General features: G+C 42.1%; 27 protein-coding genes, 1 pseudogene and 1 CRISPR repeat array. Of the genes and pseudogenes, 13 read left to right on the forward strand and 15 right to left on the reverse strand.

The features are described 5' to 3' along the window. Positions 1-185 precede the first annotated feature (185 nt). On the forward strand, positions 186-944 hold the full coding sequence (locus tag IM676_RS14415) for a metallophosphoesterase family protein (protein WP_200987534.1): 759 nt from the start codon (positions 186-188) through the stop codon (positions 942-944). 450 nt (positions 945-1,394) lie between these two features. Here the strand turns inward: IM676_RS14415 and IM676_RS14420 are convergent, their stop codons facing one another. Beyond that, positions 1,395-2,246, reverse strand: a complete 852-nt coding sequence (locus IM676_RS14420; protein ID WP_200987535.1) for a M48 family metallopeptidase — start codon at positions 2,244-2,246, stop codon at positions 1,395-1,397. A 253-nt stretch (positions 2,247-2,499) separates the two neighbouring features. On the opposite strand from IM676_RS14420, the gene IM676_RS14425 reads away from it, so the two are divergent. After that, a complete protein-coding gene (locus IM676_RS14425) occupies positions 2,500-3,030 on the forward strand; it encodes a DUF4330 domain-containing protein (protein ID WP_200987536.1) in 531 nt (176 codons plus the stop codon). A gap of 37 nt (positions 3,031-3,067) precedes the next feature. Here IM676_RS14425 and IM676_RS14430 read toward each other — a convergent pair whose 3' ends face one another. After that, positions 3,068-3,961 carry an alpha/beta fold hydrolase gene (locus IM676_RS14430; RefSeq protein ID WP_200987537.1) on the reverse strand — a complete coding sequence of 298 codons (894 nt, stop codon included), beginning with the start codon at positions 3,959-3,961 and terminating at the stop codon, positions 3,068-3,070. A 182-nt stretch (positions 3,962-4,143) separates the two neighbouring features. Here IM676_RS14430 and IM676_RS14435 point away from each other — a divergent pair, with 182 nt between their 5' ends. After that, positions 4,144-4,908 (forward strand): armadillo-type fold-containing protein, encoded by a 765-nt coding sequence (locus IM676_RS14435; RefSeq protein ID WP_200987538.1) that lies wholly within the window; start codon positions 4,144-4,146, stop codon positions 4,906-4,908. 17 nt (positions 4,909-4,925) lie between these two features. Here the strand turns inward: IM676_RS14435 and IM676_RS14440 are convergent, their stop codons facing one another. Continuing rightward, entirely contained in the window at positions 4,926-5,678 is a 753-nt protein-coding gene (locus IM676_RS14440) for a WecB/TagA/CpsF family glycosyltransferase (RefSeq protein WP_200987539.1), read from the reverse strand. A 184-nt stretch (positions 5,679-5,862) separates the two neighbouring features. Here IM676_RS14440 and IM676_RS14445 point away from each other — a divergent pair, with 184 nt between their 5' ends. Continuing rightward, entirely contained in the window at positions 5,863-6,564 is a 702-nt protein-coding gene (locus tag IM676_RS14445) for a response regulator (RefSeq protein ID WP_200990222.1), read from the forward strand. Positions 6,565-6,839: 275 nt separating this feature from the next. Beyond that, positions 6,840-7,280, forward strand: coding sequence for a hypothetical protein (locus tag IM676_RS14450; protein WP_200990223.1), 441 nt, complete (start codon positions 6,840-6,842; stop codon positions 7,278-7,280). Between the two features lies 1 nt (position 7,281). Here the strand turns inward: IM676_RS14450 and IM676_RS14455 are convergent, their stop codons facing one another. Together IM676_RS14455 and IM676_RS14460 are read right to left on the reverse strand one after the other, a co-directional pair. Continuing rightward, positions 7,282-7,722, reverse strand: coding sequence for a ketosteroid isomerase family protein (locus IM676_RS14455; RefSeq protein ID WP_200987540.1), 441 nt, complete (start codon positions 7,720-7,722; stop codon positions 7,282-7,284). 38 nt (positions 7,723-7,760) lie between these two features. Beyond that, complete coding sequence (locus IM676_RS14460; RefSeq protein ID WP_200987541.1) at positions 7,761-8,282, reverse strand: orange carotenoid protein N-terminal domain-containing protein; 522 nt, start codon at positions 8,280-8,282, stop codon at positions 7,761-7,763. 201 nt (positions 8,283-8,483) lie between these two features. Between IM676_RS14460 and queG the strand changes: the two are divergent. Together queG and IM676_RS14470 are read left to right on the forward strand one after the other, a co-directional pair. Beyond that, a pseudogene (gene queG / locus IM676_RS14465) lies at positions 8,484-9,459 on the forward strand (tRNA epoxyqueuosine(34) reductase QueG). Then, entirely contained in the window at positions 9,434-10,078 is a 645-nt protein-coding gene (locus IM676_RS14470; protein WP_200987542.1) for an HAD-IA family hydrolase, read from the forward strand. Before queG ends, IM676_RS14470 begins: the two are co-directional and overlap by 26 nt. Positions 10,079-10,279: 201 nt before the next feature. Here IM676_RS14470 and IM676_RS14475 read toward each other — a convergent pair whose 3' ends face one another. Both IM676_RS14475 and IM676_RS14480 read right to left on the reverse strand, forming a co-directional pair. Further along, positions 10,280-10,711 (reverse strand): helix-turn-helix domain-containing protein, encoded by a 432-nt coding sequence (locus IM676_RS14475; RefSeq protein ID WP_200987543.1) that lies wholly within the window; start codon positions 10,709-10,711, stop codon positions 10,280-10,282. An 87-nt stretch (positions 10,712-10,798) separates the two neighbouring features. Then, on the reverse strand, positions 10,799-11,107 hold the full coding sequence (locus tag IM676_RS14480) for a type II toxin-antitoxin system HigB family toxin (RefSeq protein ID WP_200987544.1): 309 nt from the start codon (positions 11,105-11,107) through the stop codon (positions 10,799-10,801). Positions 11,108-11,678: 571 nt separating this feature from the next. Here IM676_RS14480 and IM676_RS14485 point away from each other — a divergent pair. Both IM676_RS14485 and IM676_RS14490 read left to right on the forward strand, forming a co-directional pair. Beyond that, positions 11,679-11,891, forward strand: a complete 213-nt coding sequence (locus tag IM676_RS14485) for a hypothetical protein (protein ID WP_200987545.1) — start codon at positions 11,679-11,681, stop codon at positions 11,889-11,891. A 5-nt stretch (positions 11,892-11,896) separates the two neighbouring features. Then, on the forward strand, positions 11,897-12,298 hold the full coding sequence (locus tag IM676_RS14490; RefSeq protein WP_200987546.1) for a pepsin/retropepsin-like aspartic protease family protein: 402 nt from the start codon (positions 11,897-11,899) through the stop codon (positions 12,296-12,298). Positions 12,299-12,383: 85 nt separating this feature from the next. Here the strand turns inward: IM676_RS14490 and IM676_RS14495 are convergent, their stop codons facing one another. Next, positions 12,384-12,584 (reverse strand): hypothetical protein, encoded by a 201-nt coding sequence (locus IM676_RS14495; protein WP_200987547.1) that lies wholly within the window; start codon positions 12,582-12,584, stop codon positions 12,384-12,386. A gap of 64 nt (positions 12,585-12,648) precedes the next feature. Between IM676_RS14495 and IM676_RS14500 the strand changes: the two genes are divergently transcribed. After that, positions 12,649-12,969, forward strand: coding sequence for a tyrosine-type recombinase/integrase (locus IM676_RS14500; protein ID WP_318780272.1), 321 nt, complete (start codon positions 12,649-12,651; stop codon positions 12,967-12,969). A gap of 90 nt (positions 12,970-13,059) precedes the next feature. On the opposite strand, the gene IM676_RS14505 is transcribed toward IM676_RS14500, so the two are convergent. Both IM676_RS14505 and IM676_RS14510 read right to left on the reverse strand, forming a co-directional pair. Beyond that, positions 13,060-13,584: a hypothetical protein gene (locus IM676_RS14505; protein WP_225880375.1), complete on the reverse strand. Its 525-nt coding sequence runs from the start codon at positions 13,582-13,584 to the stop codon at positions 13,060-13,062. A 309-nt stretch (positions 13,585-13,893) separates the two neighbouring features. Continuing rightward, a complete protein-coding gene (locus IM676_RS14510; protein ID WP_200987549.1) occupies positions 13,894-14,052 on the reverse strand; it encodes a hypothetical protein in 159 nt (52 codons plus the stop codon). A gap of 213 nt (positions 14,053-14,265) precedes the next feature. After that, a CRISPR array of direct repeats spans positions 14,266-15,029; the repeat unit is 36 nt; unit sequence GTCCCCACTCGCTGGGGACACTAATCGAATGGAAAC. Positions 15,030-15,207: 178 nt separating this feature from the next. Between IM676_RS14510 and IM676_RS14515 the strand changes: the two genes are divergently transcribed. Next, the gene (locus IM676_RS14515; RefSeq protein WP_225880376.1) at positions 15,208-15,957 is read left to right on the forward strand and encodes a hypothetical protein; all 750 of its coding nucleotides are present in this window, start codon (positions 15,208-15,210) and stop codon (positions 15,955-15,957) included. Here IM676_RS14515 and IM676_RS14520 read toward each other — a convergent pair. The 4 genes from IM676_RS14520 to IM676_RS14535 all read right to left on the reverse strand — a co-directional run bounded on the left by IM676_RS14520 (position 15,934) and on the right by IM676_RS14535 (position 20,007). Beyond that, the gene (locus tag IM676_RS14520) at positions 15,934-16,122 is read right to left on the reverse strand and encodes a hypothetical protein (RefSeq protein ID WP_200987550.1); all 189 of its coding nucleotides are present in this window, start codon (positions 16,120-16,122) and stop codon (positions 15,934-15,936) included. The two genes, IM676_RS14515 and IM676_RS14520, sit on opposite strands and share 24 nt — an antisense overlap. 417 nt (positions 16,123-16,539) lie before the next feature. Continuing rightward, the gene (locus IM676_RS14525) at positions 16,540-17,304 is read right to left on the reverse strand and encodes an ABC transporter ATP-binding protein (RefSeq protein WP_318780253.1); all 765 of its coding nucleotides are present in this window, start codon (positions 17,302-17,304) and stop codon (positions 16,540-16,542) included. Positions 17,305-17,335: 31 nt separating this feature from the next. Continuing rightward, entirely contained in the window at positions 17,336-18,553 is a 1,218-nt protein-coding gene (locus IM676_RS14530; protein ID WP_200987551.1) for an ABC transporter permease, read from the reverse strand. Continuing rightward, complete coding sequence (locus tag IM676_RS14535; RefSeq protein ID WP_200987552.1) at positions 18,550-20,007, reverse strand: efflux RND transporter periplasmic adaptor subunit; 1,458 nt, start codon at positions 20,005-20,007, stop codon at positions 18,550-18,552. The genes IM676_RS14530 and IM676_RS14535 overlap by 4 nt, the downstream gene beginning before the upstream one ends. A 379-nt stretch (positions 20,008-20,386) precedes the next feature. Here IM676_RS14535 and IM676_RS14540 point away from each other — a divergent pair, with 379 nt between their 5' ends. Beyond that, positions 20,387-21,244, forward strand: a complete 858-nt coding sequence (locus tag IM676_RS14540) for a tetratricopeptide repeat protein (protein ID WP_200987553.1) — start codon at positions 20,387-20,389, stop codon at positions 21,242-21,244. Between the two features lie 125 nt (positions 21,245-21,369). Here IM676_RS14540 and IM676_RS14545 read toward each other — a convergent pair whose 3' ends face one another. Further along, positions 21,370-21,774 (reverse strand): response regulator, encoded by a 405-nt coding sequence (locus tag IM676_RS14545; protein WP_200990226.1) that lies wholly within the window; start codon positions 21,772-21,774, stop codon positions 21,370-21,372. Positions 21,775-22,155: 381 nt separating this feature from the next. Between IM676_RS14545 and gyrA the strand changes: the two genes are divergently transcribed. Beyond that, positions 22,156-24,675 carry a DNA topoisomerase (ATP-hydrolyzing) subunit A gene (gene gyrA, locus IM676_RS14550; RefSeq protein ID WP_200987554.1) on the forward strand — a complete coding sequence of 840 codons (2,520 nt, stop codon included), beginning with the start codon at positions 22,156-22,158 and terminating at the stop codon, positions 24,673-24,675. Positions 24,676-25,504 lie beyond the last annotated feature (829 nt).

A 25,504-nucleotide genomic window follows, 5' to 3' on the forward strand; every position in this document is an offset into this window, starting at 1 on the left:
AATGCACCATGGGATGGCCACAGCTAAAAGCCAGTCAGCTTCTGTGCTTTGATTTTTGTTACCATGGGAATCTCAATTCACTGCCGGCAATTTAACTCAGATCAAACTATACTTGATTAAATGTTCTTTATTAGTCTTTGTGAAAACCAGAAAACTCAGCCAAATTATTGAGAACTTCAGAGCGGATGATCGAAACTAGCCAACGTCGAATTGTTATTGGGGATGTTCATGGACACTACGATGGTTTGATGAAATTAATGGAGTCCATCGCCCCCACATCAGAAGATCAAGTTTATTTTCTTGGAGACTTAATTGACCGCGGTCCTAAAAGTTCATATGTAATTGATTTTGTCAAGGAAAATAACTATGGTTGTCTACTGGGAAATCATGAACAGATGTTCTTAAAGATTGTCACCGGTGATCAGATTTCAACATCAGCAATGCAAACATGGCTGTATGGTGGAGGTCAAGCAACTGTAGCCAGTTACGATAAAGGTACTATTCCTAAACAACATTTGGAATGGTTGAAATCCTTACCCCTGTATCTGGATTTGGGGGACATTTGGCTAACTCATGCTGGGGTTGACCCTGAGAGGCCTTTAGCTGCACAAACCGCCGAGCAGTTTTGCTGGATACGGGAGCAGTTTCACAGGATTGAACAACCCTACTTTACTGATAAACTGATGATCATCGGTCATACCATCACTTTCACCTTTCCGGGAGTTAGCCCTGGGGAACTGGTACAAGGACAGGGATGGCTAAATATAGATACTGGTGCTTATCATCCCCGCAGTGGCTGGTTAACTGGATTCGACGCCACAAATAACATCATTTATCAAGTCAATATTTTTAATAATTCTTTACGCACCTTACCCTTAGCAGAAGGAGTGGTCATAGTTCCACCAGATAAAATAGCTACTCGCCGCCATAAGCAGCGAGCATAGCTGAATTTTCGACCAACAGAATGGGATACAAGCCCCCTCCTTTTAGAGGATGTTTAGAAAGTCATGATTAGTGTATCGAATATTATTTGACCCCACCCTCTCCTTGCAAGGGTAGGTTTTTAATATGATCTGTGAAGGCAAGACTAGGAAGACAAGGAAGGAAAGTGGACAAGGAAGATTTTATACGGACAATGGTCTTTTAAGGGGCTATTTTTCTTACTAAAAATACAGACTTTGTACTGTTTTTCTCCCTTGTCACCTTGTCCACCTTGTCCACCTTGTCTTGTCCTTGTAAGGGGAGGGGACTGGATTTGATTGTTTTTTGTGTGTTCCCCATTCCCCATTCCCTGTTCCGGTGTTCCCTAAGATAAAAATTACCTGTTGAGAACTTATCAAACATCCTCTAAGACTACCTTGGTAGGAAGTTGCTGTGAGTATGTCAAATTCTATCTAAAGTATGCTCCTAATCCTGGAGCGATAAGCGCCATGATTTAATCCGTCACCCTGATTACTAGGTTGGGCATTAATAGAAATTTGGAGGGCATTAATGCGATCGCCTGTGGCGGGATGAGTACTCAAAAATGTCGGCATAGACCCCCCTCTTTGCATCAGCTTTTGCATAAAGGAAACCATACCCGAGGGGGCATAACCAGCCAGGGTGAGAGCCTGTAAACCTCGGCTGTCGGCATCAAATTCATCTTGACGACTGCGGGGACGGTTAAGTGCCAGTTCTATACCAATTCCTACCGCGGTATTGCTATCTAAACCTAGGGCTGAAACCAGACCACTAGCGATAGTGCTTTGGCGTATCTGTTTGACTAAGTGCCTGCCGCCAATGTGACCAATTTCATGGGCAATTACACTAGCTAATTCCGCTTCATTATCTGCAGCTTTGATTAAACCTGTATTGATATATACAAAACCGCCCAAGGTGGCAAAGGCATTGATGGTGTTATCCTCAACCACTTGGAAGGTAAAGGGAATGTCAGGGCGATCGCTATGAGCTACCAAGCGCCGGCCAATTTGTTCCACATATTGATTAATTTGAGAATTACGGCTAAAGCGAATATTACTACTGCGTAACTGCTGATTCATCTGCCGACCCAGATCCACTTCCTGAGCATCAGACATATTAGATATCTGAATTACCTGTACTCCCCGGAACAGAAGAGACCGAATATCAAAAGCCGTTCCAGGCATGGTTGTACTTAGGAACACACTCAGGGCAACAACCACGGAAATCACCGGATAAAACCAGCGACGCCGCCACCCATGGTGATCAAAAAAGGCTTGACAATTCATGATCAATAACTGTAACGCAATAAATAACAGGACGGCCCTAGGGCCTGATAAGTTGCATCTGAGGCTACAACCAAACTTATAGCATTTACCATGCTCGTGAGGTACACAGTTTTTTGGTTTTAGGGAGCCTGGGGCAGATTGGGTGTACTTCATTACACACACAAAGGCTTGATCTTAACCTAGCCTCTCCTAGGGAATGGCGACTATAATTCTCAGTATTCTCCTAATAAATTATCTCATAGGAAAAGCTCTGATGGCTATTTTAGATTCCAAAGGACGATTGTTTGGTAAAATCAACTTACTTGATTTAGGCGCTGGACTAGTAATATTACTAGTTATAGTTAGTATATTCATTGTCCCTGGAACCACAGGTTCCGTTGCCCAAGTCGGTACTAAAACTGTACCCATTGAAGTAGACCTGGCGGTTCGCGGTTTAAATGTGCGTGACCCTCAACGTTTATTTGAGGCTGGATTCACCAAAGGGGGTAAAACTAACGTGATTATTCGGAATCAACCCTACGGTCAGATTGGCATCAAATCGGTTCAACTACTACCGAGAACCGTGACAGTTTCCCAACCAGATGGATCTGTGAAAGAATTACCAGATCCTAGAACTAATAACTTTAGTACAGATATGCTTTTAACCTTAGAAGGTAAAGCCCAAATTACTGACACTGGACCAGTATTAGGTAATAGCAAAGTTAAAATAGGTACAACTTTTGAACTAGAAGGTTTTAACTATAACTTCAATTCTACAGTCATCGATGTCAGAGTTAAAGATTAATGGGAACATCTCCCGCTAGAGCGGGAGATGACATCAACTAATTCAACAAAGTGAAAAACCGTCGAATTAATCCAATAGTCACGGCGGGTACTTCTAACTGAGGCGTTAATCCCACATTTTCTAATGGCTGAAATACTCTGATAGCTTGGGGATTCTTCTGGGCTAGACGACGACCAATTTCTGGACTTGTGAATTGGGATTTTTGCCCCCAAATAATCCCAGTGGGAGTTGTCAACTGTTGAATATAAAGGGACAAATCAAAACATAAGTCACCACGGACAAAAGACAGGGCTGCATATTCCCCATTTGGTTGTTGAGCAGATTCCAGATAAGCCTGGACAATTTCCTCGTATATGCGATTAGACTGGGCAAATTGCCTTTGTTCTAAAAAGTTGCGAATACCCCCACTGGTAGCAATTCCAGTGGTATAAAGTAAGCGATCAATGATGGGAACACTAACTACCTGGGCAAAAATACTGCGAGAGTAGTCTTGACCAAAATCTGATAGTCCCGCCGGTGTGACTAGAATTAAAGACCGAAATAAATCGGGATGGGCGATCGCCACTCGAATTGTGAAAGCCGCAGTCAGGGAAGAAGCGACCACTGTCACAGATCCTGTACAAGTTTGCTGTAAAAACTCCCGAATCGTGGTCAGATAATCATCAATCATATAGTTCCGGGGTGGGTGCTCAGACCTCCCCCAACCGATTAAATCCGGTGCTAGAATGCGATACTCCGCAGCAAAAGCCGGATAAACCTTTGACCACTCATAAGCAGAAGAGCCACCACCAAAGCCATGTAAGAAAACCAAAGTTTCCTTCTCATCTGTTGCAGCTCCATTCTGCCAAGGTGAGCTAGTGGCAGTATAATAAACCATCTTACCCAGTGAGGTCATTATGGAGCGTTGCTCAAATCCCTGTGGCTGAAACATAAGTATTGATTAGATTCATGTAATAATTGTAGCGCTGTCCTTTTAAATCCAGACAGGCCACAATTTTAATTATGAGTCAGGCGGTAAATTTCCACCTCTGGCCACTGTCATAAATGATTTTTCTGCCCCTTGTGCTATTTTTTTGATAGCTATCTTCATATTAGAGATTTTTGACCAAGAGTATGGCAAAGGCTTCATTTTTTTTTAAAGTAATTACACAGGTTCTCCAATGGTCACCTCTAAAAGAGTTGACAACAAGAGGGTACAAACACAGGGGTTTTCAGCCCTTTTCCGGACCGGGGGGTATTCTGGGCTTTCTCACAATTGTGGTGGCCATGCTGTTGTGGAACTGGAAACTACTCTTAGCCCTGATAGTTGGGGTTGGGGTAATGTTATTAGTTTACTCAATGCAGCAATGGGACTGGCAATTACACTTATCGCGGGTATGGCGGTTACTAAATAGTCCTAATTCTCGTTTTACCTTAGCGGTGGGTAGTGGAGGTATTGCCACTATAAGCACATACATGGCTGCTGCTATCTGGGTTGACTCCAAAAGTTCCTGGATTGCGACTGGTGCCATTTTCCAAGGTTTAGCAACCTTATTAACTTTAATTTTATTGAGCTGGCAAATCCTGAGTTTATATGGGAGACAAGAGCAAAATAACCTTGATGAGTTATTAGTTAATTTAACAGTAGAAGATCCCTTAAAGCGTTTAATTACGATTAGACAAATAACTAAAATTATCACTAATCACAACATTGATCACAAGATGCAACAAGAGGTGATTGAGTGCTTACAGCTATTACTGATTCAGGAGCAAGAAACAGTGATCAAAGATGCGGTTTTAGACAGTTTACAGGCTTTAGATAGATTACAGCCTCTAGCATCCAGGCAAATTAAAACTTTGCTTCCTCTATCTACCAAGTCTCAGGTTTCGGTTTCTTGAGAAAATTAGCTTAATACCTAGATACCACCCTTTGCAGTTACGCGATAAATCAAAGCTTTGAGAGCAAATTCCGGCAAAGCCAACATCCGCCGCCAACGCCAGGGTTCTTGATATAGGCGATATAGCCATTCTAAGTTATTATTTGCCAACCAGGCAGGAGCGCGAGTTTTACCCCCCGACCAAATATCGAAGCTACCACCAACACCAATCCAAATTGCTTGGGGACACAAATGACGATTTTTGGCAATCCATAACTCTTGACGTGGGACTCCCAAACCTACAAAAATTACTTGTGGCTGCAATTGCCTGAGAGTTTGTTTTAATTCCTGTTCTTCCTCTAAAGTGTGGTAGCCAGAATGAGTACCTACTAAGTTTAAGCTGGGGATTTGTTGCTGCCAAAATTCCTTGGCTTTGACAACGACTTGGGGAGCGCCGCCATAGAAAAAAATTTTTGTATCTGTTTGCTGTTGTCCCAGTTCTTGTAGCAGGGTTTCTGCTAGTTCAATTCCAGGACAACGTTGCACTTTTTGCCATAAAAGCCACTGTAAATACAAAACTACCCCTGCACCATCTGGAATTACTAAATCGGCATTTTTAATGGATTGGGCCAGGGTGGGATTCTTTTTTGCTTGCATGGTCATTTCTGCATTCAGGGTCACTACATGAGCACCTCTGCTCTGTCGTAGGGATTCCAGCAGCCAAGCAGGATAGTTAGTCACAATATGAACTGGTATTCCCAGTACCAAAAACTCTTGAGGCGGGTTCAACATAGCCTAATTTTGAATAGGAATCAAACAGCATTATTTCGACCGTTAGTCTATCAGATTTTTTTTGATTGAGCAAAAAAATAATTATGTTGTGAACAGCAGAATAATATGAAAGTTATTTACTAAAGAAATATCTATTGTTAAGTTAAGCTCGTATATTGTACTGCCTAATTTGAATATGAATAAAATTTGTAAAATTCGTGTTGCGATCGTTGAAGATCATCAACTGATTCGTCTGGGGATTAGGACACTTTTAGAGCAAAAGGAGGAAATTGTAGTTGTAGGAGAAGCTGCAAATGGGGTGACAGGTCTGGAAATGCTAAAAAAGGTACAACCAGATATTGCGATTATTGATATTGGTTTACCAGACAAGGATGGTATTCAACTCACACAAGAGTTCAAAGCGCTCTCTACTGGAGAAAATTTACATACAAAAGTGCTGATTCTCACGGTTGACAATCATCCAGAATCTGTAATGGCTGCTTTTGCTGCGGGCGCAGACTCTTATTGTACGAAGTATGTTGACTTTGATACTTTAGTGGTAGCCTTACGGAACACTTACGAGGGTAATTGTTGGATTGATCCAGCGATCGCCGGGATTGTCTTACAAGCAGCACAAAGAAATACCCAATTACGACCAGATGAGCAAAATATTTTACCAAATTCTCAGGGTGAGAAGAACAATACCGCGGCTTATAACCTCTCACCCAGGGAAATACAAGTATTACGCCTCATGGTGGACGGTTGTACTAATTGCATGATTGCACAACAACTTGATATTAGCCTGGGAACTGTGAAAAGTCATGTCAGAAATATTTTGAGTAAGCTAGGTGCTGATGACCGCACCCAAGCAGCAGTACGTGCTTTGCGTGATGGATTGCTGGGTTAACAGTGTCTGCTTATCAAGAAGAAGCTAGGTAATCGGGTGGGTTTTTTGATGATTTCTCCTCAGTCCTCAACCAATATATATGAAGAAATATTAAGTTAGTTAATAATTTTTGCTAACTTTATTTGATTTATCACTACTAATTACTAAATACTGAAGATATTAGCAACTCTAACAGTCAATATCCAACCAAAAAAACCTCGTGGCATAGCCCCACAACACCCAGGATTGTTAAGTGGGTCAAAAATCACCAGTAAACCAAAGTTATGACGAAATCTATGGCAGCTTTATTTTGTTTGTCCCCACGCTATCGCCTTGATGATGAATCGCCTTGGCTAGAAGGTATCGACCCCAGTCGTCATTACTGGGTGGCAGTGAATGGGGACAAAAATGTAACAATAGCTATACCTGGGTTAGTAGTTTCCTCAATAAGTGAGTTGAAACAGGCTATAAAAGAGTTTCGCTGTTTGCAGCCAGGGGAACAGATGACGGTAAATAGAATTGCCAGTGCTGCCACAATTTACTGTACTAGTCCTAACTGTTATGCTGTGGAAGGTGAAATTAATGGCGCTCCTATTTGGCATCTGTTTGATCAAGAAACTTTAGATAGTTTATTGATGACGGCACACCCAGATTGGCAATGTGCGCCGTCAGATATTGATTTAGGTCGCAGATTGTTACTGCGCTCCTTGGCACAAACCGCCGCTACGAAAAAATAGGCTAATCTTCCCGACGTAAACTGAGCAACTCTTGGGGAGAAGCTAAGAGTTTAATTTTAGTGGCGATAATTTGCTGCTGTAAGTTGAGGATAAATACCCAGGTGACGTTGACACTACACCAAGAAGTTTGAGCTTTACCTGTGACTTGAAATTGAACTTGGTCATTAGGTAAGGTTTGGACAATTCCTTGAACAGGAAAAGCTTTGACATTTTCAGCTTCTTGTTGCAAATACATGGCGATCGCCTCTCGTCCCACAATAGGAGATTCAAAGGGCGGATACATTACGCCATCATCGGCGAATAGGTCTGCGGTTGTGTCAAATTCCCCGGCGTTGAGAGTTGCAAAGTAACGCAGTATAGTGGGTTCAGTGATGCCATCAAGAAATTCCGATTGAAATTCGAGTTTTCTGGTAACGGCGACCTTACATTTACCTGCTGCCATATTTTTTACCTTAAATCAGCAAATATTATCAGGTAGAATTATTCTGCGAAGGGATCAACGCCCATATCAGCTACTACCTTGCGCAGAACAGATATTTGCTGACCAAAATCTAATACCTTGATAGCTTCAAGTACCTGTACACCATCACGAGAGAATTGATAACCAACTGGCATGGGTATAACCAAGTGTTTTACCATTAATTCTGATAATTCATACCAGAAAGCCAACTTTGTATTATTGCTGAGGATACCGTAGGCACGGCAAATTGGAGTATTTTTATGAGCAACTAAGTCACGCATGACATCTAACTGCTCTGCATAAGACATCTGCTTGATTTGACTTAGCAGACCCTCAGCTAACTGTAAACGAGCCACACCTGTAGCTGCTGGTGTAATAGAACGTCCCATTTCTGTATAGGCATACCATAGCACTGCTAGCTGGTCATCTGCGCTCAGACTTTGGAACACAGCAGTTGTGGAGTTAACAGCATCAGCGGACTGATTACTCTGATTTAAAGCGTTAGATAAGCTGGTTGAAGCTGAATCAGAAGTGAATGTCATGATATTACCACAGTTGGTTAATGGAAGTACGCAGGTAGGAAGCTGGAGGCTCACTTTACCGCTTAATTTACATAATGCATGATTTCTTAACAAAAATCAAATAATTTTTACATATAGGTATATTAAGAAATGTTTAACAAAGGTTTTTAACAGATAATGTATAAATAACTTGCCCATAATAGCGGAGCCGATTCACCAAACATGGATCAATATTCCCTACCTAGCAGCAGTACAGTTAAAGCTAAAGCCAGAGAGTTGGGATTTCACAAAGTAGGGATCACTGCTGTCAAGGAGGTAGATGATACAAACGCCCAGAGGTTACAAACATGGGTAAATCTGGGTTATCACGCCGATATGGAATGGATGAATAACCCCAAGCGTCAAGATATTACCTTAGTTATGCCAGAAGTGCGATCGCTTGTATGTGTCGCCCTCAACTACTACACACCAGATCAACGTCCTGAAGGTGAAGAATATGCTAAAATATCTCGTTATGGCTGGGGTAGAGACTATCATCGGGTCATGCACAAAAAGCTCAAAGCTTTGACTACTTGGTTACAATCACTAGATACAACTATTCAAGCCAGATATTATGCAGACACAGGCCCAGTACAAGATAAACTCTGGGCGCAACGAGCGGGGATCGGTTGGATTGGTAAAAATGGTAATGTCATCACTAGGGAATATGGCTCCTGGGTGTTTTTAGGGGAGATATTGACTAATCTAGAACTAGAGAGCGATCGCCCACACACAGAACACTGTGGTACCTGTACTCGTTGCTTAGAAGCCTGTCCCACAGGTGCAATTACCCAACCCTTTGTAGTGGATGCCAATCGGTGCATAGCCTATCATACCATTGAAAATCGTTCCCAAACATTACCAGAGACCATATCAGCCAATTTACAAGGCTGGGTAGCAGGTTGCGATATTTGTCAAGATGTTTGTCCGTGGAATCAGCGTTTTGCTCAAATAACAGATGTAGCTGATTTTCGGCCTTATCCTGGTAATATTGCCCCCCATCTGCTAGAATTAGCCAATATATCCCACCAAGAGTGGGAAAAACGATTTCCTGCTTCAGCCTTGCGGCGGATTAAGCCAGAAATGTTCAGAAGAAATGCTCGTGCTAATCTTGACGTATCCCCACCTAAAGAATGACCCACAAAGTAATTATTTTTGATTTTGATGGCACAATTGCGGATACAGTAGATGCTCTGGTGACTATCGCCAATCGTTTAGCTGGAGAGTTTGGTTATATCCAAATTACTCCAGAGGATTTAGCCCTGCTGAGAAATTTTACCTCTAGGGAAATTATTAAATACTCTGGTGTCTCTATGTTGAAAATTCCCTTCCTCCTCAAAAAAGTTAAGGGAGAATTAAAAGCCAAAATCTCGGAATTAAAACCTATACCGGGTATTTCTGAAGTTTTAGCAACACTCCATAGTCAAGGTTATAGACTAGGAATCATTACATCTAATTCTCCAGAAAACGTCACAGCATTTTTGAGCAACAACCAATTAAATCACTTGTTTGAATTTATTCATTCAGGGGTGACAATCTTTGGTAAGACAACTATAATTAATAATGTATTAAAACAGAAACAACTCGACCCTACAGCAGTAATTTATGTGGGGGACGAAACCAGGGATATAGAAGCCTCGAAAAAAGCCAATATTAAAGTTATCGCTGTCACTTGGGGTTTTAATTCTCCAGAAGCTTTAGCTAAACAAGAACCATATATTTTAATTAACCATCCCCAGGAACTACCAGAAGTTATCCGAGTTCTAGACTGTTGTTAGGTAACTATTGCGATCGCTATCGGGTATCTACAGCGCATTTTATCTGAGTAGGTACAAGGGCGGGCACCGATGCCCACCCCACAGGATTTATGATATTAAGGTGTGTACTTTATTTACTTGAAAAGTGCTGTATAAAGAGTAATTCTTGGGTGGGTATATTTATACGCATTTTCACTTAGTAAACGCTTGGATAGATAAACTTTAAGCAGCATCTGATAAAATTTGCTGTAATGGATTTTCTGGGAAAAATACAGCAGGTGAAACTTGGAAAAATTCGGCAAGTTTTTGGATATGTTCCACAGTTAATTTACGTTTACCATTGAGTACCTCAGAAACAATTGACTCAGTTTTAAAGATAGAAACTAAATCTTTTTGCTTGAGGTTTAATTCTCCCATCAGAACTTGGATAAGCTCTACTCCATAAATATCAGAAACCAAATCTTTCTGTTGCTCATATTCATGGATTAAAATTCCCAATAAATCTAAATAATCTTCTTCCGATTCGGTTAATCTTCCTTGATCCAGAAGTTGATCGACAACTGCTTGAGTTTTCTCCAAATCTTCTTCCGATTGTATGACCCGAGGAGGAAAAGACATAATTAATTGTCTGTAGATAGTGTTTTGATCTAACATTTTCCCTTCATGGTGTTGTTTGGTTGATCAACTAGATATTTAGTAAGATTAAATATCTGTTTTTTAACAGAAGGATTTTATCCAAAGTTAGCTACGAAACCATTCATCATTCTTCCAGTTATTTTTACTATACTCTGCATGAGTCAGAAAATCACGAATATATATAGTTTTTTTATTGTAATTAATACAGGTTATTAATCTATATTTATTACCTCCGATATCAAAAACTACGAAGTTTCTAACTTGGTCAGTTGCAAAAGGTACAGTAGTTTTAATATCTGTAAAACTATTCCATCTTTGGAATTTTACAAGTTTTTTCCAAGCTTGTATACTGGCTTTCGCATCTGGGTGCTTTTCACAAGCTTGATTTAGCCGCGTTTCTGTAATAATTCGCATAATTTTTTGGGTTCAAAAAAGTACACATAATCAGGCTCCATCTGTATTGCTTTATTTCTTGCTCTGTTTGTTGCTACTCAAGAAAAGAAAAATCTTACTTAATTAATAAGAAGAAGTTAACCTTGAGATTTGGTATAGAGCAATCTTAGCAAATTGCGAAGTTAATTGCCAGGGACTAATTTATAAGTATTGTTACTTACTGTACCCCTTAGTCACCAGTGCGATCGCACAAATCATCGCGAAACAAGTGTAATGGTTATCTCGTTGTTGATTATCGTGATCCGCGAAAATAGTGTAAAAGGTTCCCACTCCCTGGGAACACTAATCAAATAAAAACGAACAGACTACGCCGACTGTGCATCCCCACCCGGAAATCAATTTCCGGGCTAATAGCGGAAATCGGTTGAAACCGATTAGAAATCCTCTGAATATTTTCATCAATCCTCTTGGGAGGATTTTTGCTTTCAGACGGGGAATTTATTCCCCGGACCGGTTGAAACGATAATCAATTCATTGTATTGCTTCCAGCTACAATACAATATAATAAGATAACACTCCTCACAAGCAAAATATGACACTAACCGAATTACTACCATCAATTCAACAACTTTCAGCATCCGAAAAACTCAAATTAATTCGCATTCTTGCAGAAGAGTTAGACTCTACAGAAGATATTTCTCCCTTAGAACCATTCAAAACATATTACCTAGCAACTCCTGATAACAGCTTCGGTGCTGGAAAAATCCTCATGGAACAACTAAATCAGTCTATTGCTAATGATTAACGTTTATGCGGTTGAAATATTCAACAACAGATCCCAGTCAAAATGAATTTGATAGCTTACCCAGACTTCCCTTAATTTTACGTAAAGGTGATCAAATAATAGAAGTGTTGGGTTTAGTAGATAGTGGTGCTACTATAAACGTTTTACCTTATGAAATAGGGCTTGAGTTAGGTGGAATCTGGGATAGTAGAAAGGCAATTATCCAATTAGCAGGTAATCTCAGTCAAGCAGCTATGCCATTTTTTGCTACTGCTGAAATAGGTGAATTTCCATCAGTTAATTTGGCCTTTGCATGGGTGAATAAACCAAATGCACCCTTAATTTTGGGACAAACTAATTTCTTTATGGAATTTGATGTTTGTTTCTATCGTTCAAAACTTGAATTTGAGATCAAACCTAAATCGTAGTAAAATAACCTCTTATGTTCCTACAAGAACTGAAAGAAAAAGCTTGTAAATTATCGGAGTGCGATCGCTTACAGTGAGTTTCCCACTAGCTGGGGACACTATTTGAATGGAAACGGGTTAGAGGTAGAATTTGAGTTTGAGTTTGCGTTTCCGCCTGTACATCCCCACCCACCCGGAAATCAAATTCCGGGCTAATAGCGGAAATCGGTTGAAACCGATTAGAAATCACCTCAATATTTTCATCAATCCTCTTGGGAGGATTTTTGCTTTCAGACGGGGAATTCATTCCCCGGACTGGTTGAACCGATTGTGGGTTCATTCCCCACGGACTTTTTACCTAATGCTTAATTATTCCCCCCACCTTAGCTGATTTTCTAAAGGACTATGCTCCTAAGCCTGGTTTTCTGTTCCCTGGTAAGCGTGGGGTGACTGAAAGATTAACAAGGTACTCCGCTGATAAGATTCTCCGTGAAGCTAGTAAACGAGTGGGGTTAGAGGGGGTCAGTACTCACAGCTTCCGGAGAACCGCACTAAATCAAATGTCCAGCGCCGGGATACCCCTACGTCATATTCAAGAAATTAGTGGACACAATGACTTAGGGACTTTACAACGATATTTGGAGGTATCCCCTGAGCAGTGTTACAAGGCAATTTGTGCGATCGGCTTTTAGTTTTTTATCAGTTAGTTGTACCGGTGATTCATGAATTGCCCCTACTTTCATTCTATTTTGCGTAAGTCCTGAAATGTATAAATCTCTAATTTACTCAAGTATTTCAGTGTTATCAGCTATTGCCAAAATATCTTGTAATGCTGCTTTAACATCATCGTTTGTCTGTGGGGTATATTCCGAACCAGCATAAATTTCTACCAACCCCTTTTTAGTTTTTATCCTCAACTTTATGTAATGAAAACCAAATCCTTGATCTGCGAGAGTTTTTTCCCAAACAATATACATATTTTCTTTGCCTGGTACTTTATCCCAAACATTTTGATATAAATAAGATGCTTCCGATTTATAGACTGTTATTCCGTAGTATCCTCCCGCACCGTCGGCTCTTGGGTTTTGAGTAAGACATACCCACCTATCATAAGTTGCCCCATCAAGAATTTCTACCGTGCCATTATCTCTTGCCATAGCTCTATGGTTAGCAGGTATTGTCATTGAAATACCAAATTTATCTAATATGATAGTTCTATGAAATTTGGATGGTTCTTGATCTGCTCTACTACAATCCACAAACTCTGCATTTACAGGCTGATGGATAAACAAATTTATTGCTGTCAAAAACAAGTACAGGAATATACGCCAATTATACGTTAGTCCTATTATTTGCATAATGCCTATAAACACAGAAAATTACTAATTACGTGTATTTTAGGTTATTTGTGGATCACAAAAATACTAAAAAATCTTGGATTAATTCAACTTTTTTGATCAATGTTTTCTATGTTGAAATTCCCATTACACTAGTTAGATAATCTTGTCATCTGTCTAAAGATAGATTGTTTAAAAAATAAATTTTTTACTACTGGAAACAGCAAATAGGCATGAACTTGCTAGTTGAAATACCTTTCCACTCCCTGGGGACACCAATCAAATAACAACAAACAGGCTACGCGCCTGTACATCCCCAACCGCCCGGAAATCAATTTCCGGGCTAATAGCGGAAATCGGTTGAAACCGATGAGAAATTGTCTGAATATTTTCATCAATCCTCTTGGGAGGATTTTCGCTTTCAGACGGGGAATTCATTCCCCGGATTGCTAGAATGCACTAGCAACCCGCCACGGAGGTTCAATCAAAATCGCTGAAATGATTATTTTCCCGTTCCGAACCTCGGTCGCTTGCTATGTAAGAGTTTCAGCCGTTTAATTACTATGCTAAATCCCATTTCAGCCGTTAAGTTTCTTGAACCTCGGAAAGTGCCTCTAGACTTCTTACTGGGACTGTGTTTAAAATGGAAGGGTCCCCACTCGCTGGGGACACTAATCGAATGGAAACGGTGTGAACGACTTGACCACAGAAGCTCCTGTAGAGTCCCCACTCGCTGGGGACACTAATCGAATGGAAACCTTGTTGTTGTGTTTGAGTTTTCATGCTATTTTCGTCCCCACTCGCTGGGGACACTAATCGAATGGAAACTGACCTCTTGATGAGCTTTTGGGTATCTGCCCAAATAGTCCCCACTCGCTGGGGACACTAATCGAATGGAAACCTTTCACCTTCTACCATGGGGCAGAACTGTAGTGCAGTCCCCACTCGCTGGGGACACTAATCGAATGGAAACATTCTCCAGTGATGGACGTAGTTCGCCCACTCCACTAGTCCCCACTCGCTGGGGACACTAATCGAATGGAAACTTCTTGATGCTGTAGTGATCAGCGATATACGTACCTACCGTCCCCACTCGCTGGGGACACTAATCGAATGGAAACGTATGCCCGGACGAGATCACGAATATTCATGCTTAGTCCTCTAGTCCCCACTCGCTGGGGACACTAATCGAATGGAAACGAGCTTGTCAGCTTGTGGAATAACTTTGAAAGAATAGGTCCCCACTCGCTGGGGACACTAATCGAATGGAAACAAGGTCTTCTTGGCTGACCACGACACTTATCCTTGTCCCCACTCGCTGGGGAGACTAATCGAATGGAAACGTCAAAAGTTAAGCTCATTTGCTTTTTTCCTCTGTTTTCCCCACTCGCTGGGGACATCAATCGAATAGAAACTAAAGCCAAGCGTTTGAACATTTTCATCAATCCTCTTGGGAGGATTTTTGCTTTCAGACGGGGAATTTATTCCCCGGATTGCTTACCAAAAGATGTATAATAATCTTCTGTTTATTATCGCGAGAATTTTTCTCGCTTTTTTTTTGTATAAACAGCACGTGGAGGTTACCAAAAGCCAGTGACTGACCTTGCAGCAGGGGAAATCGTCCGGGTGCGATCGCGCCAATACCTAATAAATTTATCCCCAGAAATTACAGAACGTTGGAAAGCAACTAAAAATGTGCTTAACCAAGGTGTTGACTCAATAGCTAACTCAAAACAGCAGTTTAGTGAGTCTTTAAAAGCAACAGCAAGTAAACAGACAGGTGAAGTAGTTGATACAGTTATTAATACTTTCCAAAAAGTTAAAGACTCTGTAGACGAAACCTTGCAAAGTGCTGAACAAATCAAAAATACTACATCATCAGCATTGCAAACTGTTGTGACTGATTCTGTAAATAATTGGCTGACTCAACACCCTGGATTTTTGCGGTTCCTTCATCTCTTGGTCTGGGCTGCTAGTCACCCGATTGTCACTATAGTGATTTTGCTGTTTGCGATCGCTTTGATTTGGAGCATTATTAAAGTCATTGTCCGCCTGATTGAAACAGCTAGTTGGTCGTTACTCCAAATTCCAGTTAAATTAATTTTGTCTGTGATTAAAGTTAGCTTTGTTTCTTTGACTAAATTTACAGGTTTTGCTCTTCAATCAGTGATAGATTCTAAATTAGATAATACACTAAAAAATTTACCTATAAACTCTGAAACTCTCGATAACAACAAACATCAGCGATTAGCTCAAATCTCCAAACGTTTAGAAGTCATTCAAGCAGAACAACAACAACTTTTAGCAGAAGCAGCAGACTTAATGGATAAGGTTGACGGTTGACGGTTGACGGTTGACGGTTGACTGTTGACGGTTGACTGTTGACTGTTGACTGTTGACTGTTGACTGTTGACTGTTGACGGTTGACGGTTGACTGTTGACTGTTGACGGTTGACGGTTGACGGTTGACGGTTCAATGAAAATGGCTGGAATTAGTGAGAGGGACATCAATATTTTTTTTGCGAACCCTGCATCAACCATTAACATAATCCTCTCCTTGTGTGCATGGATTCATAGACAAGGGCGGGCAAGATGCCCACCCCACAAGATTTATAATATTAAGCTGTGTGGTTGATTTACTTAATAACTGCCCTATATCCTCAATCTAAAAGGTTGTTTGTCAAGTATTAAACAGGTAATTTTTATCTTAGGGAACAGGGAACACACCGAACAGGGAACACACCGAACACACAAAAAACAATAAAATCCAGTCCCCTCCCTTTACAAGGGGAGGGTTAGGGTGGGGTTAAAGAACACACCGAACACACAAAAAACAATAAAATCCAGTCCCCTCCTTTACAAGGGGAGGGTTAGGGTGGGGTAAAACAATAGTTGATACACTAATCATGACTTGACAAACATCATCTAAGACATAGTGACTGCGGTTAAGTCCTCTGGTGTCAAATGGTTGTGAACCACAGCGCCATCACGAAACCAAATAATCCGCTGGGTTTGACGCGCCACCTCTGACTCATGGGTGACCATAATCACCGTAATTCCACTGCGATTTAATTCGGTGAAAATATCTAAAACTTCCTGGGTGGTTTGAGAATCCAGAGCGCCGGTGGGTTCATCAGCTAGCAAGACAACGGGACGATTGACAATAGCACGGGCGATCGCCACCCGTTGCTGCTGTCCCCCTGATAATTGAGTGGGTTTGTTATTCAGGCGTTTTTCTAAACCAACCTTGATTAATGCTTCCCTGGCGCGATCGCGTCTTTCCGTGGGGTTGACACCAGCATATGCCATTGGTAACATGACGTTTTCTAATGCTGTGAGTTGAGGTAATAAATGGAACTGTTGGAACACAAACCCCAGTTTGATATTCCGAATTTTTGCCAACTCACCATCATTCATTCTTGCTACATCCAGGCCATCTAAGTAATAACGTCCCGTTGTCGGGCGATCCAAACAGCCAATAATATTCATAGCTGTGGATTTACCAGAACCAGAGGGCCCCATAATTGAGCAATATTCCCCCTCATTGATGGTCAAATTCACATCATTGAGTGCTTTAACTTCCGTTTCTCCACTCCCGTAAATTTTAAAGATATTTTCTAGGCGAATAATTGCTGATGGGGTTGGGGGATGAGCACCAAGATCATCGGTAATTGCGATGGTATTTTTCATAGAATGGGGAACAGGGAAGGTATCACAGACATTAAGCACTTCTTAAAGCCACAATGGGGTCAAGTTGAGCCGCACGACGGGCCGGAACTACACCAAAAAATAAACCAACACCACCGGATACAAGAACAACTGTCGCAATTGCACTAGGAGAAATTGCCGCTTCTAAGGGGGTGATTGCTGCTACTAGTAGAATACTGCTGACACCGATTGCAGTCCCAACCACACCACCCATAACCGAAACAATTACAGCTTCAATCATAAACTGAACTAGAATATCTTGTTGGGTAGCACCGATGGCCTTTCTCAGTCCGATTTCTTGGGTGCGTTCGGTCACGGAAACTAACATAATATTCATAATGCCAATACCACCGACAAATAAAGATATACTAGCGATCGCCGCCAGCATAATAGTTAATGCGCCAGTAATTTGGCCGACGGTTTGTAAAGCATCCTTTTGGGTATTGATAGTGAAATCATCCTCCCCAGTAATTTTGTGCCGCAACCGCAGTAAATTAGTAATTTGAAACTTAGCTGCATCCACACTCTCGGCATTTTTAGCCGAAACCACAAGATAAGTTAACTCTAATCCGTAGGGAGAAGTGCGCCCCACAATTCTGTTAGCCATGGTCATCAGTGGAATTACCGCTGCTTCATCGTAATTCACACCTAGATTTGAGCCTTTACTTTCCAGTACCCCAATGATTTGAAAACTAGCATTTTTAATCCGCAACTGCTCACCGACGGGGTTCCTATTCCCAAATAGTCTTTCTGCTAACTCAGCACCTAGAACCACAACTTGGTTATTGCGTCTCATATCTAGGTCAGTGAAAAATCGCCCCATAGCAGTTTCAAAGTCACGAACCTTCAAAAACGAGGGAGTTGTACCAATGATATTGACGTTTGTGTTTTGGTTACGGTATGTGACTACCTCCCGACTATTTAACTCCCCTGCAACTGCTGCTACTGTTGGTACTTGATTGGCGATCGCCTTTGCATCTTCATAAACTAAAGTTTTGGGCACATCCCTAGATATGCGCATAGTGGCGCGATTCCCAGGAATTACAAATAATACATTCGGTCCTAAAGATTCTAATTCCTGGTTAACAAACCTTTGTCCACCTTCCCCGATTCCCATCATGGTAATTACTGAAGCATTCCCGATGACAATCCCCAACATAGTCAGGGCGCTACGCAATTTATTAGAAAGTAGGGTTTTACCCGCCATTTGTATACTTTCTAGGAAATTCATCGGTTATTCCCCCTCCTGTTGTAGTCTGGTGGTGGGTTGACAAACACGCGATCGCCTTGTTTTACCCCCTGTAAAATTTGAGTTTGGTCGGCGATTTGCGCCCCGATGGTCACTTCGGTGAAACTGGGTTGATTTTTCTCATCTGCTACTAATACCCCAGTTCTCCCCTGTTCCGTGACAATTGCTACTGTCGGTAACACTAAAGCATCACTAATGCGATCGCCCAAGAAAGTCAAATCCACATTTAAACCAGAGCGCAGTTTTTCTGTACCCGTATCCAGCGCCACCCGCACCTGAAAAGACGTTACACCTTGTTCTACCACCGCTTCGGGAGCGATGAGGCGCACATGACCCTGAAAAACTTGATCTGGATAAGCATCAGCGACAATTTCTACCTGCTGTCCCTGTTCAATTCTGCCAAGATCCACCTCTGGGATTTGAGCGAGTACTTCTAAACCCCTTGCAACTGCGACAATAGAACTAGAAGTCGCCGATGCACTAGTAGAAGCGGAAGTTGTGGGAGTAACAAAAGCTCCCACGTTAGCGTATTTCTGAGTGACAATTCCAGAGAAAGGCGCACGAATCACACTATCTTGTAAGCGCACTTCTGCTGCTTTAACTTGAGCTTCAGCGGCTTTAACTGCAGCTTGACGTTGAGCAATTTCCTCCGGACGAGTACCCTGTTGTAGCAGAATCAATGCAGCTTTAGCCTCGGTGACTGCGGCTTCCCTGACCGCAATTTCTTCATTGCGGCTACCACTTTCCAATAGTGACAAGCGTTTTTGTGCTTCTGCTAAAGCCGCTTTTGCCCTTTGGTGGTCGGTAACATATTGTTCTAATTGGTCCTGAGCAATTGCCCCTTGCTGCCGTAATTCCCCGTATCTAGTTACCCGCGATTGTGTAAGATTTACCAAAGCTTGGGCTGAATCTACCTGGGCTTGAGCTTGGGCAATTTCCTGAGAACGATTCCCCGCACGGGCTTGATTTAACTGCGCCTGGGCTTGGGCTAAACGGGCTTGGGCTTGGGCAATTTCTTGAGAACGACTCCCCGCACGGGCTTGATCTAACTGCGCCTGGGCTTGGGCTAAATTAGCGCGATATTGGAGGATTTGGGCGGGGATATCACCCACATCCATCCGGGCTAAAACTTGCCCTTGTTTCACGCGATCGCCTTGTTCTACATATAATTGTGCCAGCACACCGGGGTTTTTGGGACTAATATTCACACTTTGAACTGGCACTACCTTACCACTGGCTGCAATTCGCAAAGTCACATTTTGTGCTTCTACGGGGACAGTTAATTGGGTAATATCTTGTTCATTAGTTCTTTGAGTGATCAGATTATAGGTAACAGTTGTACCCACAGCTAAAGAACTCACTGCTATTAACCCAATTGCCCAGCGGAATGGATATTTAACTTTGCCCAGGAAGGGAACTTCTACTTGCGTAACCATAAATAAGAATAGCCTACGAATATCACTTAGCCTTAATCACCTGAGTAAGTGCGGGATTTTAAAGCACATCTGGAATCAATTGTCAATATTTATTTATCCATCAGCTAAACAACCAGACTGGAATTTAGCCTGATAGTTGCTTAATCTTTCTTTATATTACATTTTAATCTTTGTTTATGTCTTCAGCTAAAGTCGTAATTTTGTTGCTCTGCTCAACTGCTCTTGTGCCCTAGCACAACACAAAGCCATCTGACCGTATATTTTATTGACCTGAAATAGGCTATAATGTGTTCTCAAACTCCAGTGTGTCTTTCTTCTCCAGCAGAGATCGTTTAAGCTAGCTGAAAGATTCCTTGATTTACGGCTAGGAGGCGTTGGTGTGCCTAAAGATATTCGTTTAATTTCCCTTCTGGTTGTCTGTAGTTTGTGGAGTATGCCTAGGGCAGTTCACGCACAGGCACTGATACCTCATGTATTGCAACTAGATGCAGAAAAATTAGAAAAACAAGGGTTGCGTTTAGCACAAGAAGCAGTTCAACTCGGACAGTTTCGGCAGTTTGACCTGGCTTTAACTAGGGCGAGATTGGCGACTCAACTGGCTCCGGGGAATGATAAGGTCTGGGTTTTATTAGGCAGTTTACATTTACAGTCCGAGAACTTTGAAGCAGCCATTTTTGCATTGGAAAAAGCCCAATCTCTCAATCCCAAAAATCCTGATATTGTGTTTACTTTGGGTTCGGCTCATTTCCAACAGGAAAATTACCAAGCAGCAGCGGCGCATTACCACAAGGGTTTGCAGTTAAAACCCGACAGCGCTGAAGGATGGTTTGATTTGGGCAATGCTTACTATATGTTAGGTCGATTACCAGAAGCGATCGCCCACTACAATAAATCCTTGTCTCAAAATCAAAATTTCTGGCCGGCGACTAATAATATTGGCTTAATCAAATACGAACAGGGGGATATTGACACTGCAATCCAGCAATGGCAAGCTTCAGTGAAGATGGACAAACAAGCCGCAGAACCGCAATTAGCATTAGCAGTAGCACTATATAATCAAGGGAAACGCCAACAAGCCCTGTCAATGGGACGAGCAGCACTGCGCATCGATCAACGCTATGGTAATTTAGATTTCCTCAAGAAAAATCTCTGGGGTGAAAGATTACTATCTGATGCGGAAAAATTCTTAGCATTACCACCCATGCAAGCGGCTTTACAGCCAGAAGAAAACTACTAACTAATAACTGATTTGTAATTCTTGATAGTGAATACATGATCATATAGTAGTACATATATACTATCTCAGCCAGAATTCGCCCTGGGTATTTACTGGGCGAGTATTCCTGAGCTAGTACTCAATGATTAGTGGATCTCTGTGGGAAGAAGTGCAATAATTTGTTCAACAAACTGTTGATGGTCAACAACTGGCTTAGAGATGTAGCCATCGGCGCCGCTTTGGTGCAAAAAATTCTCGCGATCGCCTTCCATTGCATGTGCTGTGACCAGAATTACAGGTAAATTTGCCGTTTTTGGGTTTGACTTCAATATTTGTGTAATTTTGATCCCATCAACAGACTGACCTTGGTAAACGCTTCTTGAGAGAGAAACATCCATTAAAATCAGGTCTGCCTCTCCTAACTGGGCAATTTTGATGACTTCTTCCACATTTTCCGTATGTTTAACATTCAAGCCCCCCCGCTTGGTCAAAATTTTGGAAAAAACGCGAGCATTAATCAAATCGTCTTCAACAATTAAAACAGTTTTCATGAGGATTTTATTGAGAGAGTCAAACAATTGTGCATCAAAGTAGCCAAAGGATTTGAGATTAAGTTTAACCTTGGCATACAGGATATTTGTAGCTCTTCTGGACAGAAGCGCCGGAAGGTAAACCAAAATCCCAAATTTCAAAGTTACTATCAAAGGAGATGACAGAGCAAATTGCCAACCCTCCAGGATAATACTGCGGTGATTTATCCTGTGACCCTTACTGGTGGGAGACATGGGGGTAAGGTATGGAGGATTTTCATCACCATGATAAACTACCATCAAAATTGTATTATGAACCGCATCTCATCCGTTATGCTGCTTATTGCGTGCAGTGTTGAATCCCAGCGACGTTTGTGTAATTAAATTTCAGGAAAAAAACTCATGGCAAAACAGTTAGACCTTCTCCCAAAGGGACAGGTAATTACAACGGCCCTGCATACAGAGATGCAGAGGTCTTACCTAGAATATGCCATGAGTGTGATTGTAGGGCGGGCTTTACCAGACGTGCGTGATGGACTAAAACCAGTGCATAGGCGGATTTTATATGCCATGCATGAACTGGGACTAACACCAGATAGACCCTATCGTAAGTGCGCCCGTGTGGTGGGAGATGTGCTAGGTAAATACCATCCCCACGGTGACCAAGCTGTTTATGATGCCTTAGTCAGGTTAGTTCAGGAATTTTCCAGCCGCTATCCCCTATTGTCAGGACATGGTAACTTTGGTAGTGTCGATAATGACCCACCAGCAGCGATGCGCTACACAGAAACCCGTCTGGCACCCATCAGCCATGAGGGAATGTTGTCAGAAATTGGCGATGAAACTGTGGAATTTATCGGCAACTTTGATAATTCCCAACAGGAACCCACTGTACTCCCGGCTCAATTGCCTTTTCTATTACTCAATGGCTGTTCTGGTATTGCTGTGGGTATGGCCACAAATATTCCTCCCCACAATTTAGGAGAATTAGTTGACGGCTTGATTGCCTTGATTGACCAACCGGATTTGTCAGATGAAAAGCTATGGGAGATCATTCCAGGTCCGGACTTTCCCACTGGGGGAGAAATAGTTGGTAACTCAGGAATTCGAGAAGCATATTCTACTGGTAAGGGTGGAATTGTACTGCGAGGAGTGTCTAAGACGGAGGAAATTGCCCCTACTAGGGGTAGTAAGCGGCGCACAGCAATTATTATCACTGAATTGCCCTATCAAGTGAATAAGTCGGGCTGGATTGAGAAGGTCGCAGATTTAGTCAATCAAGGTCGTCTGCAGGGAATTTCTGATCTGCGGGATGAAAGCGATCGCGAAGGGATGCGGGTAGTGATTGAACTCAAACGTGATACCAACCCGCAAGAAGTTCTAGAGAACTTATATCACCAAACTGCCTTGCAAAGTAATTTTGGGGCGATTCTTTTAGCATTGGTGGATGGACAACCGCGCCAGTTAAGTTTACGCCAGATTTTGCAGGAGTTTTTGAAATTCCGGGAACAAACCCTCAACCGTCGCTATAGTTATGAGTTGGGTAAGGCACAAAGTAGGCTGCATCTAGTGTCAGGGTTACTCAAAGCACTATCTCAACTGGATCAGTTAATTGAGATTTTGCGCCAAGCTGCTGATGGTACTACGGCGAAAATCAACCTTTGTAGCCGTCTGGATTTGAGTGATGAGCAAGGAGATGCTATTCTGGCTATGCCATTACGCCGCCTGACTAGTTTAGAACAGTCTAATTTACAGCAAGAGTTTGAGAAACTCAGCGGCGAAATTGCTGTATTGCAAATATTACTTAGCGATCGCCAAGAATTACTCAAAAGACTGAAAAAGGATCTGCGATCCCTGAAGCGCAAATATAATAATCCTCGACGGACTAAGCTTTTAACTCATAGTCATCAAGGGTTACCAGACAAAAAAGGCTCGCAAAATCACAATAAATTATCTTTAGGGCAAAACCAAGTGGCTGACAAAAGTTTACCATCTTCTGAACCACCAGAAGAGGTATTATTAGAGTTTAGCCACCGGGGATATGTGCGTCGGCTACAGCCATCAGGGAAAAAATCGAAAGCTGACAACGGTGTAGCAGATCATGACTTCATCACCCAAACTGATTTAAGTACAACAGATCAAGACTTACTACTAATTACCGCTAGTGGCAAAGTTTACCCGGTGAATGTGGGAGATATTCCCCCTACAACTGGACGTTCTCCCCGGGGAACACCATTGATTACTATGCTCAGTAGTACGGCTCAAAATACTCAGGAACCGGTGGTTGATCGTGTCCTCTTACCAGAAAATTTGGAAACAAGGCAGATGGTTCTGCTGACAAAGGAAGGACGAATTAAGCGCCTGTCTTTGGCAGAATTTACCAATCTGACCCGTCGCGGAATGACGATTTTGAAGCTCAAAGAAGATGATCAATTGTTATTTACCCAGTTAACTACTGCCCAGGACAATCTGATTGTAGCCAGTTCTGGCGGACGCTTGTTAAAGTTCGCCCCTGATGATCAACAACTTCCGGTGATGGGGCGGACTGCTATGGGGTTACAAGCATTGCGGCTGTTGAAACATCAACACATGGTAGGCTGTGTTACTGTGGCTGGGGACGATAAACTGTTGCTCGTCAGTGCCGAAGGATACGCCAAACGGCTACCTGTGAGTCATTTAAAAACAGCTGAACGGGGTAATTTAGGTACACAAGCCCTGAAGTTTGCTACCAAAACCGATCATTTAGCTGGTATGGTGCGGGCGATCGCCTCTGCTGAGGTGGCACTGGTGACTAATAAAGAGCGTATTGTACGCATCCGAGTAGAGGCTGTACCCATTTTGGGGAGAGATGGTCAGGGTGAAAGCATTCTTGACTTGCACCGTGATGAAAGAGTGATCACGGTGATACCAGTCGGACTGTAATCGGCATACACCACATCAGAACTATGGGAAACTCACGCAGCTTGACACTTCCCCCGCCTAAAGGCGTGGGATTTGGTGCGTCACTGACGTTCCTTGCTTTTACTGGACTTGCGTCTAGCAGAATTGACACTCCCCACGGCTAGAAGCTGGGGGATTCTTGCTTCACGGGGATTCCAATGAATTTACCCGCGCTAACGCGCCGCTCCGCTAACTGCAAGCATCTTGACCGTGTGCCCCACGGCTGCAAGTTTGCGTGTAAATGGTTGTTTTACTCGCGTTGACCATTATATCACTGTGGCTAAAGCCAGTAAATCGTTCTAATGCGACTAAAGTCGCTAGCGCACAGTGCCCATAGTTAGAAACCAGGGGCACTGTGCGCGTTTTCTGGTAGAGGCACGCCACTGGAGGCAGTTAAGATGTACATTCAAAACCAAAGAGAAACTTGACGGCGATTTTAATCGCCAACCGCTAGCCCATAAATGGAATTTATGGGCTAGCTCGCCGTTGTATTAATGGTCTATGTGTGGGGTTTTTAGCGTCAGAAATCATAAAATTTTCTATTAATAGATAGAAGTTACCAGCTAGTTATTCCCAAAATAATCCGTAATCTCTGTATTTTAGGCGCAAAATCACCGAATTAATGATATAGTTATTGGGAATTACTTCTAATAATTAGGTAAAATGGCTGTAATTCCTGGACATCTACCCAGTGATAGATGGTTTTCTAGCTATTTTCCCAACAACTGCGTAAGTCAAGATACTGCAACAAATCATAAATAAATGTTGCATTTCTCAATTTTTTGTTATATTATTTTACGTAAGGCAATAA

Origin of the sequence: Anabaenopsis elenkinii CCIBt3563, from assembly GCF_015245355.1 — a bacterium.
Taxonomy (GTDB): Bacteria; Cyanobacteriota; Cyanobacteriia; order Cyanobacteriales; family Nostocaceae; genus Anabaenopsis; species Anabaenopsis elenkinii.

Bases quoted from the DNA above. Each gene is read 5' to 3' on its own strand.
- IM676_RS14415 (WP_200987534.1), top strand. From the start codon at position 186: ATGATCGAAACTAGCCAACGTCGAATTGTTATTGGGGATGTTCATGGA.
- IM676_RS14420 (WP_200987535.1), bottom strand. From the start codon at position 2,246: ATGAATTGTCAAGCCTTTTTTGATCACCATGGGTGGCGGCGTCGCTGG.
- IM676_RS14425 (WP_200987536.1), top strand. From the start codon at position 2,500: ATGGCTATTTTAGATTCCAAAGGACGATTGTTTGGTAAAATCAACTTA.
- IM676_RS14430 (WP_200987537.1), bottom strand. From the start codon at position 3,961: ATGTTTCAGCCACAGGGATTTGAGCAACGCTCCATAATGACCTCACTG.
- IM676_RS14435 (WP_200987538.1), top strand. From the start codon at position 4,144: ATGGCAAAGGCTTCATTTTTTTTTAAAGTAATTACACAGGTTCTCCAA.
- IM676_RS14440 (WP_200987539.1), bottom strand. From the start codon at position 5,678: ATGTTGAACCCGCCTCAAGAGTTTTTGGTACTGGGAATACCAGTTCAT.
- IM676_RS14450 (WP_200990223.1), top strand. From the start codon at position 6,840: ATGGCAGCTTTATTTTGTTTGTCCCCACGCTATCGCCTTGATGATGAA.
- IM676_RS14455 (WP_200987540.1), bottom strand. From the start codon at position 7,722: ATGGCAGCAGGTAAATGTAAGGTCGCCGTTACCAGAAAACTCGAATTT.
- IM676_RS14460 (WP_200987541.1), bottom strand. From the start codon at position 8,282: ATGACATTCACTTCTGATTCAGCTTCAACCAGCTTATCTAACGCTTTA.
- IM676_RS14470 (WP_200987542.1), top strand. From the start codon at position 9,434: ATGACCCACAAAGTAATTATTTTTGATTTTGATGGCACAATTGCGGAT.
- IM676_RS14475 (WP_200987543.1), bottom strand. From the start codon at position 10,711: ATGTTAGATCAAAACACTATCTACAGACAATTAATTATGTCTTTTCCT.
- IM676_RS14480 (WP_200987544.1), bottom strand. From the start codon at position 11,107: ATGCGAATTATTACAGAAACGCGGCTAAATCAAGCTTGTGAAAAGCAC.
- IM676_RS14485 (WP_200987545.1), top strand. From the start codon at position 11,679: ATGACACTAACCGAATTACTACCATCAATTCAACAACTTTCAGCATCC.
- IM676_RS14490 (WP_200987546.1), top strand. From the start codon at position 11,897: ATGCGGTTGAAATATTCAACAACAGATCCCAGTCAAAATGAATTTGAT.
- IM676_RS14495 (WP_200987547.1), bottom strand. From the start codon at position 12,584: ATGAATTCCCCGTCTGAAAGCAAAAATCCTCCCAAGAGGATTGATGAA.
- IM676_RS14510 (WP_200987549.1), bottom strand. From the start codon at position 14,052: ATGAATTCCCCGTCTGAAAGCGAAAATCCTCCCAAGAGGATTGATGAA.
- IM676_RS14520 (WP_200987550.1), bottom strand. From the start codon at position 16,122: ATGTCCCTCTCACTAATTCCAGCCATTTTCATTGAACCGTCAACCGTC.
- IM676_RS14525 (WP_318780253.1), bottom strand. From the start codon at position 17,304: ATGAAAAATACCATCGCAATTACCGATGATCTTGGTGCTCATCCCCCA.
- IM676_RS14530 (WP_200987551.1), bottom strand. From the start codon at position 18,553: ATGAATTTCCTAGAAAGTATACAAATGGCGGGTAAAACCCTACTTTCT.
- IM676_RS14535 (WP_200987552.1), bottom strand. From the start codon at position 20,007: ATGGTTACGCAAGTAGAAGTTCCCTTCCTGGGCAAAGTTAAATATCCA.
- IM676_RS14545 (WP_200990226.1), bottom strand. From the start codon at position 21,774: ATGAAAACTGTTTTAATTGTTGAAGACGATTTGATTAATGCTCGCGTT.
- gyrA (WP_200987554.1), top strand. From the start codon at position 22,156: ATGGCAAAACAGTTAGACCTTCTCCCAAAGGGACAGGTAATTACAACG.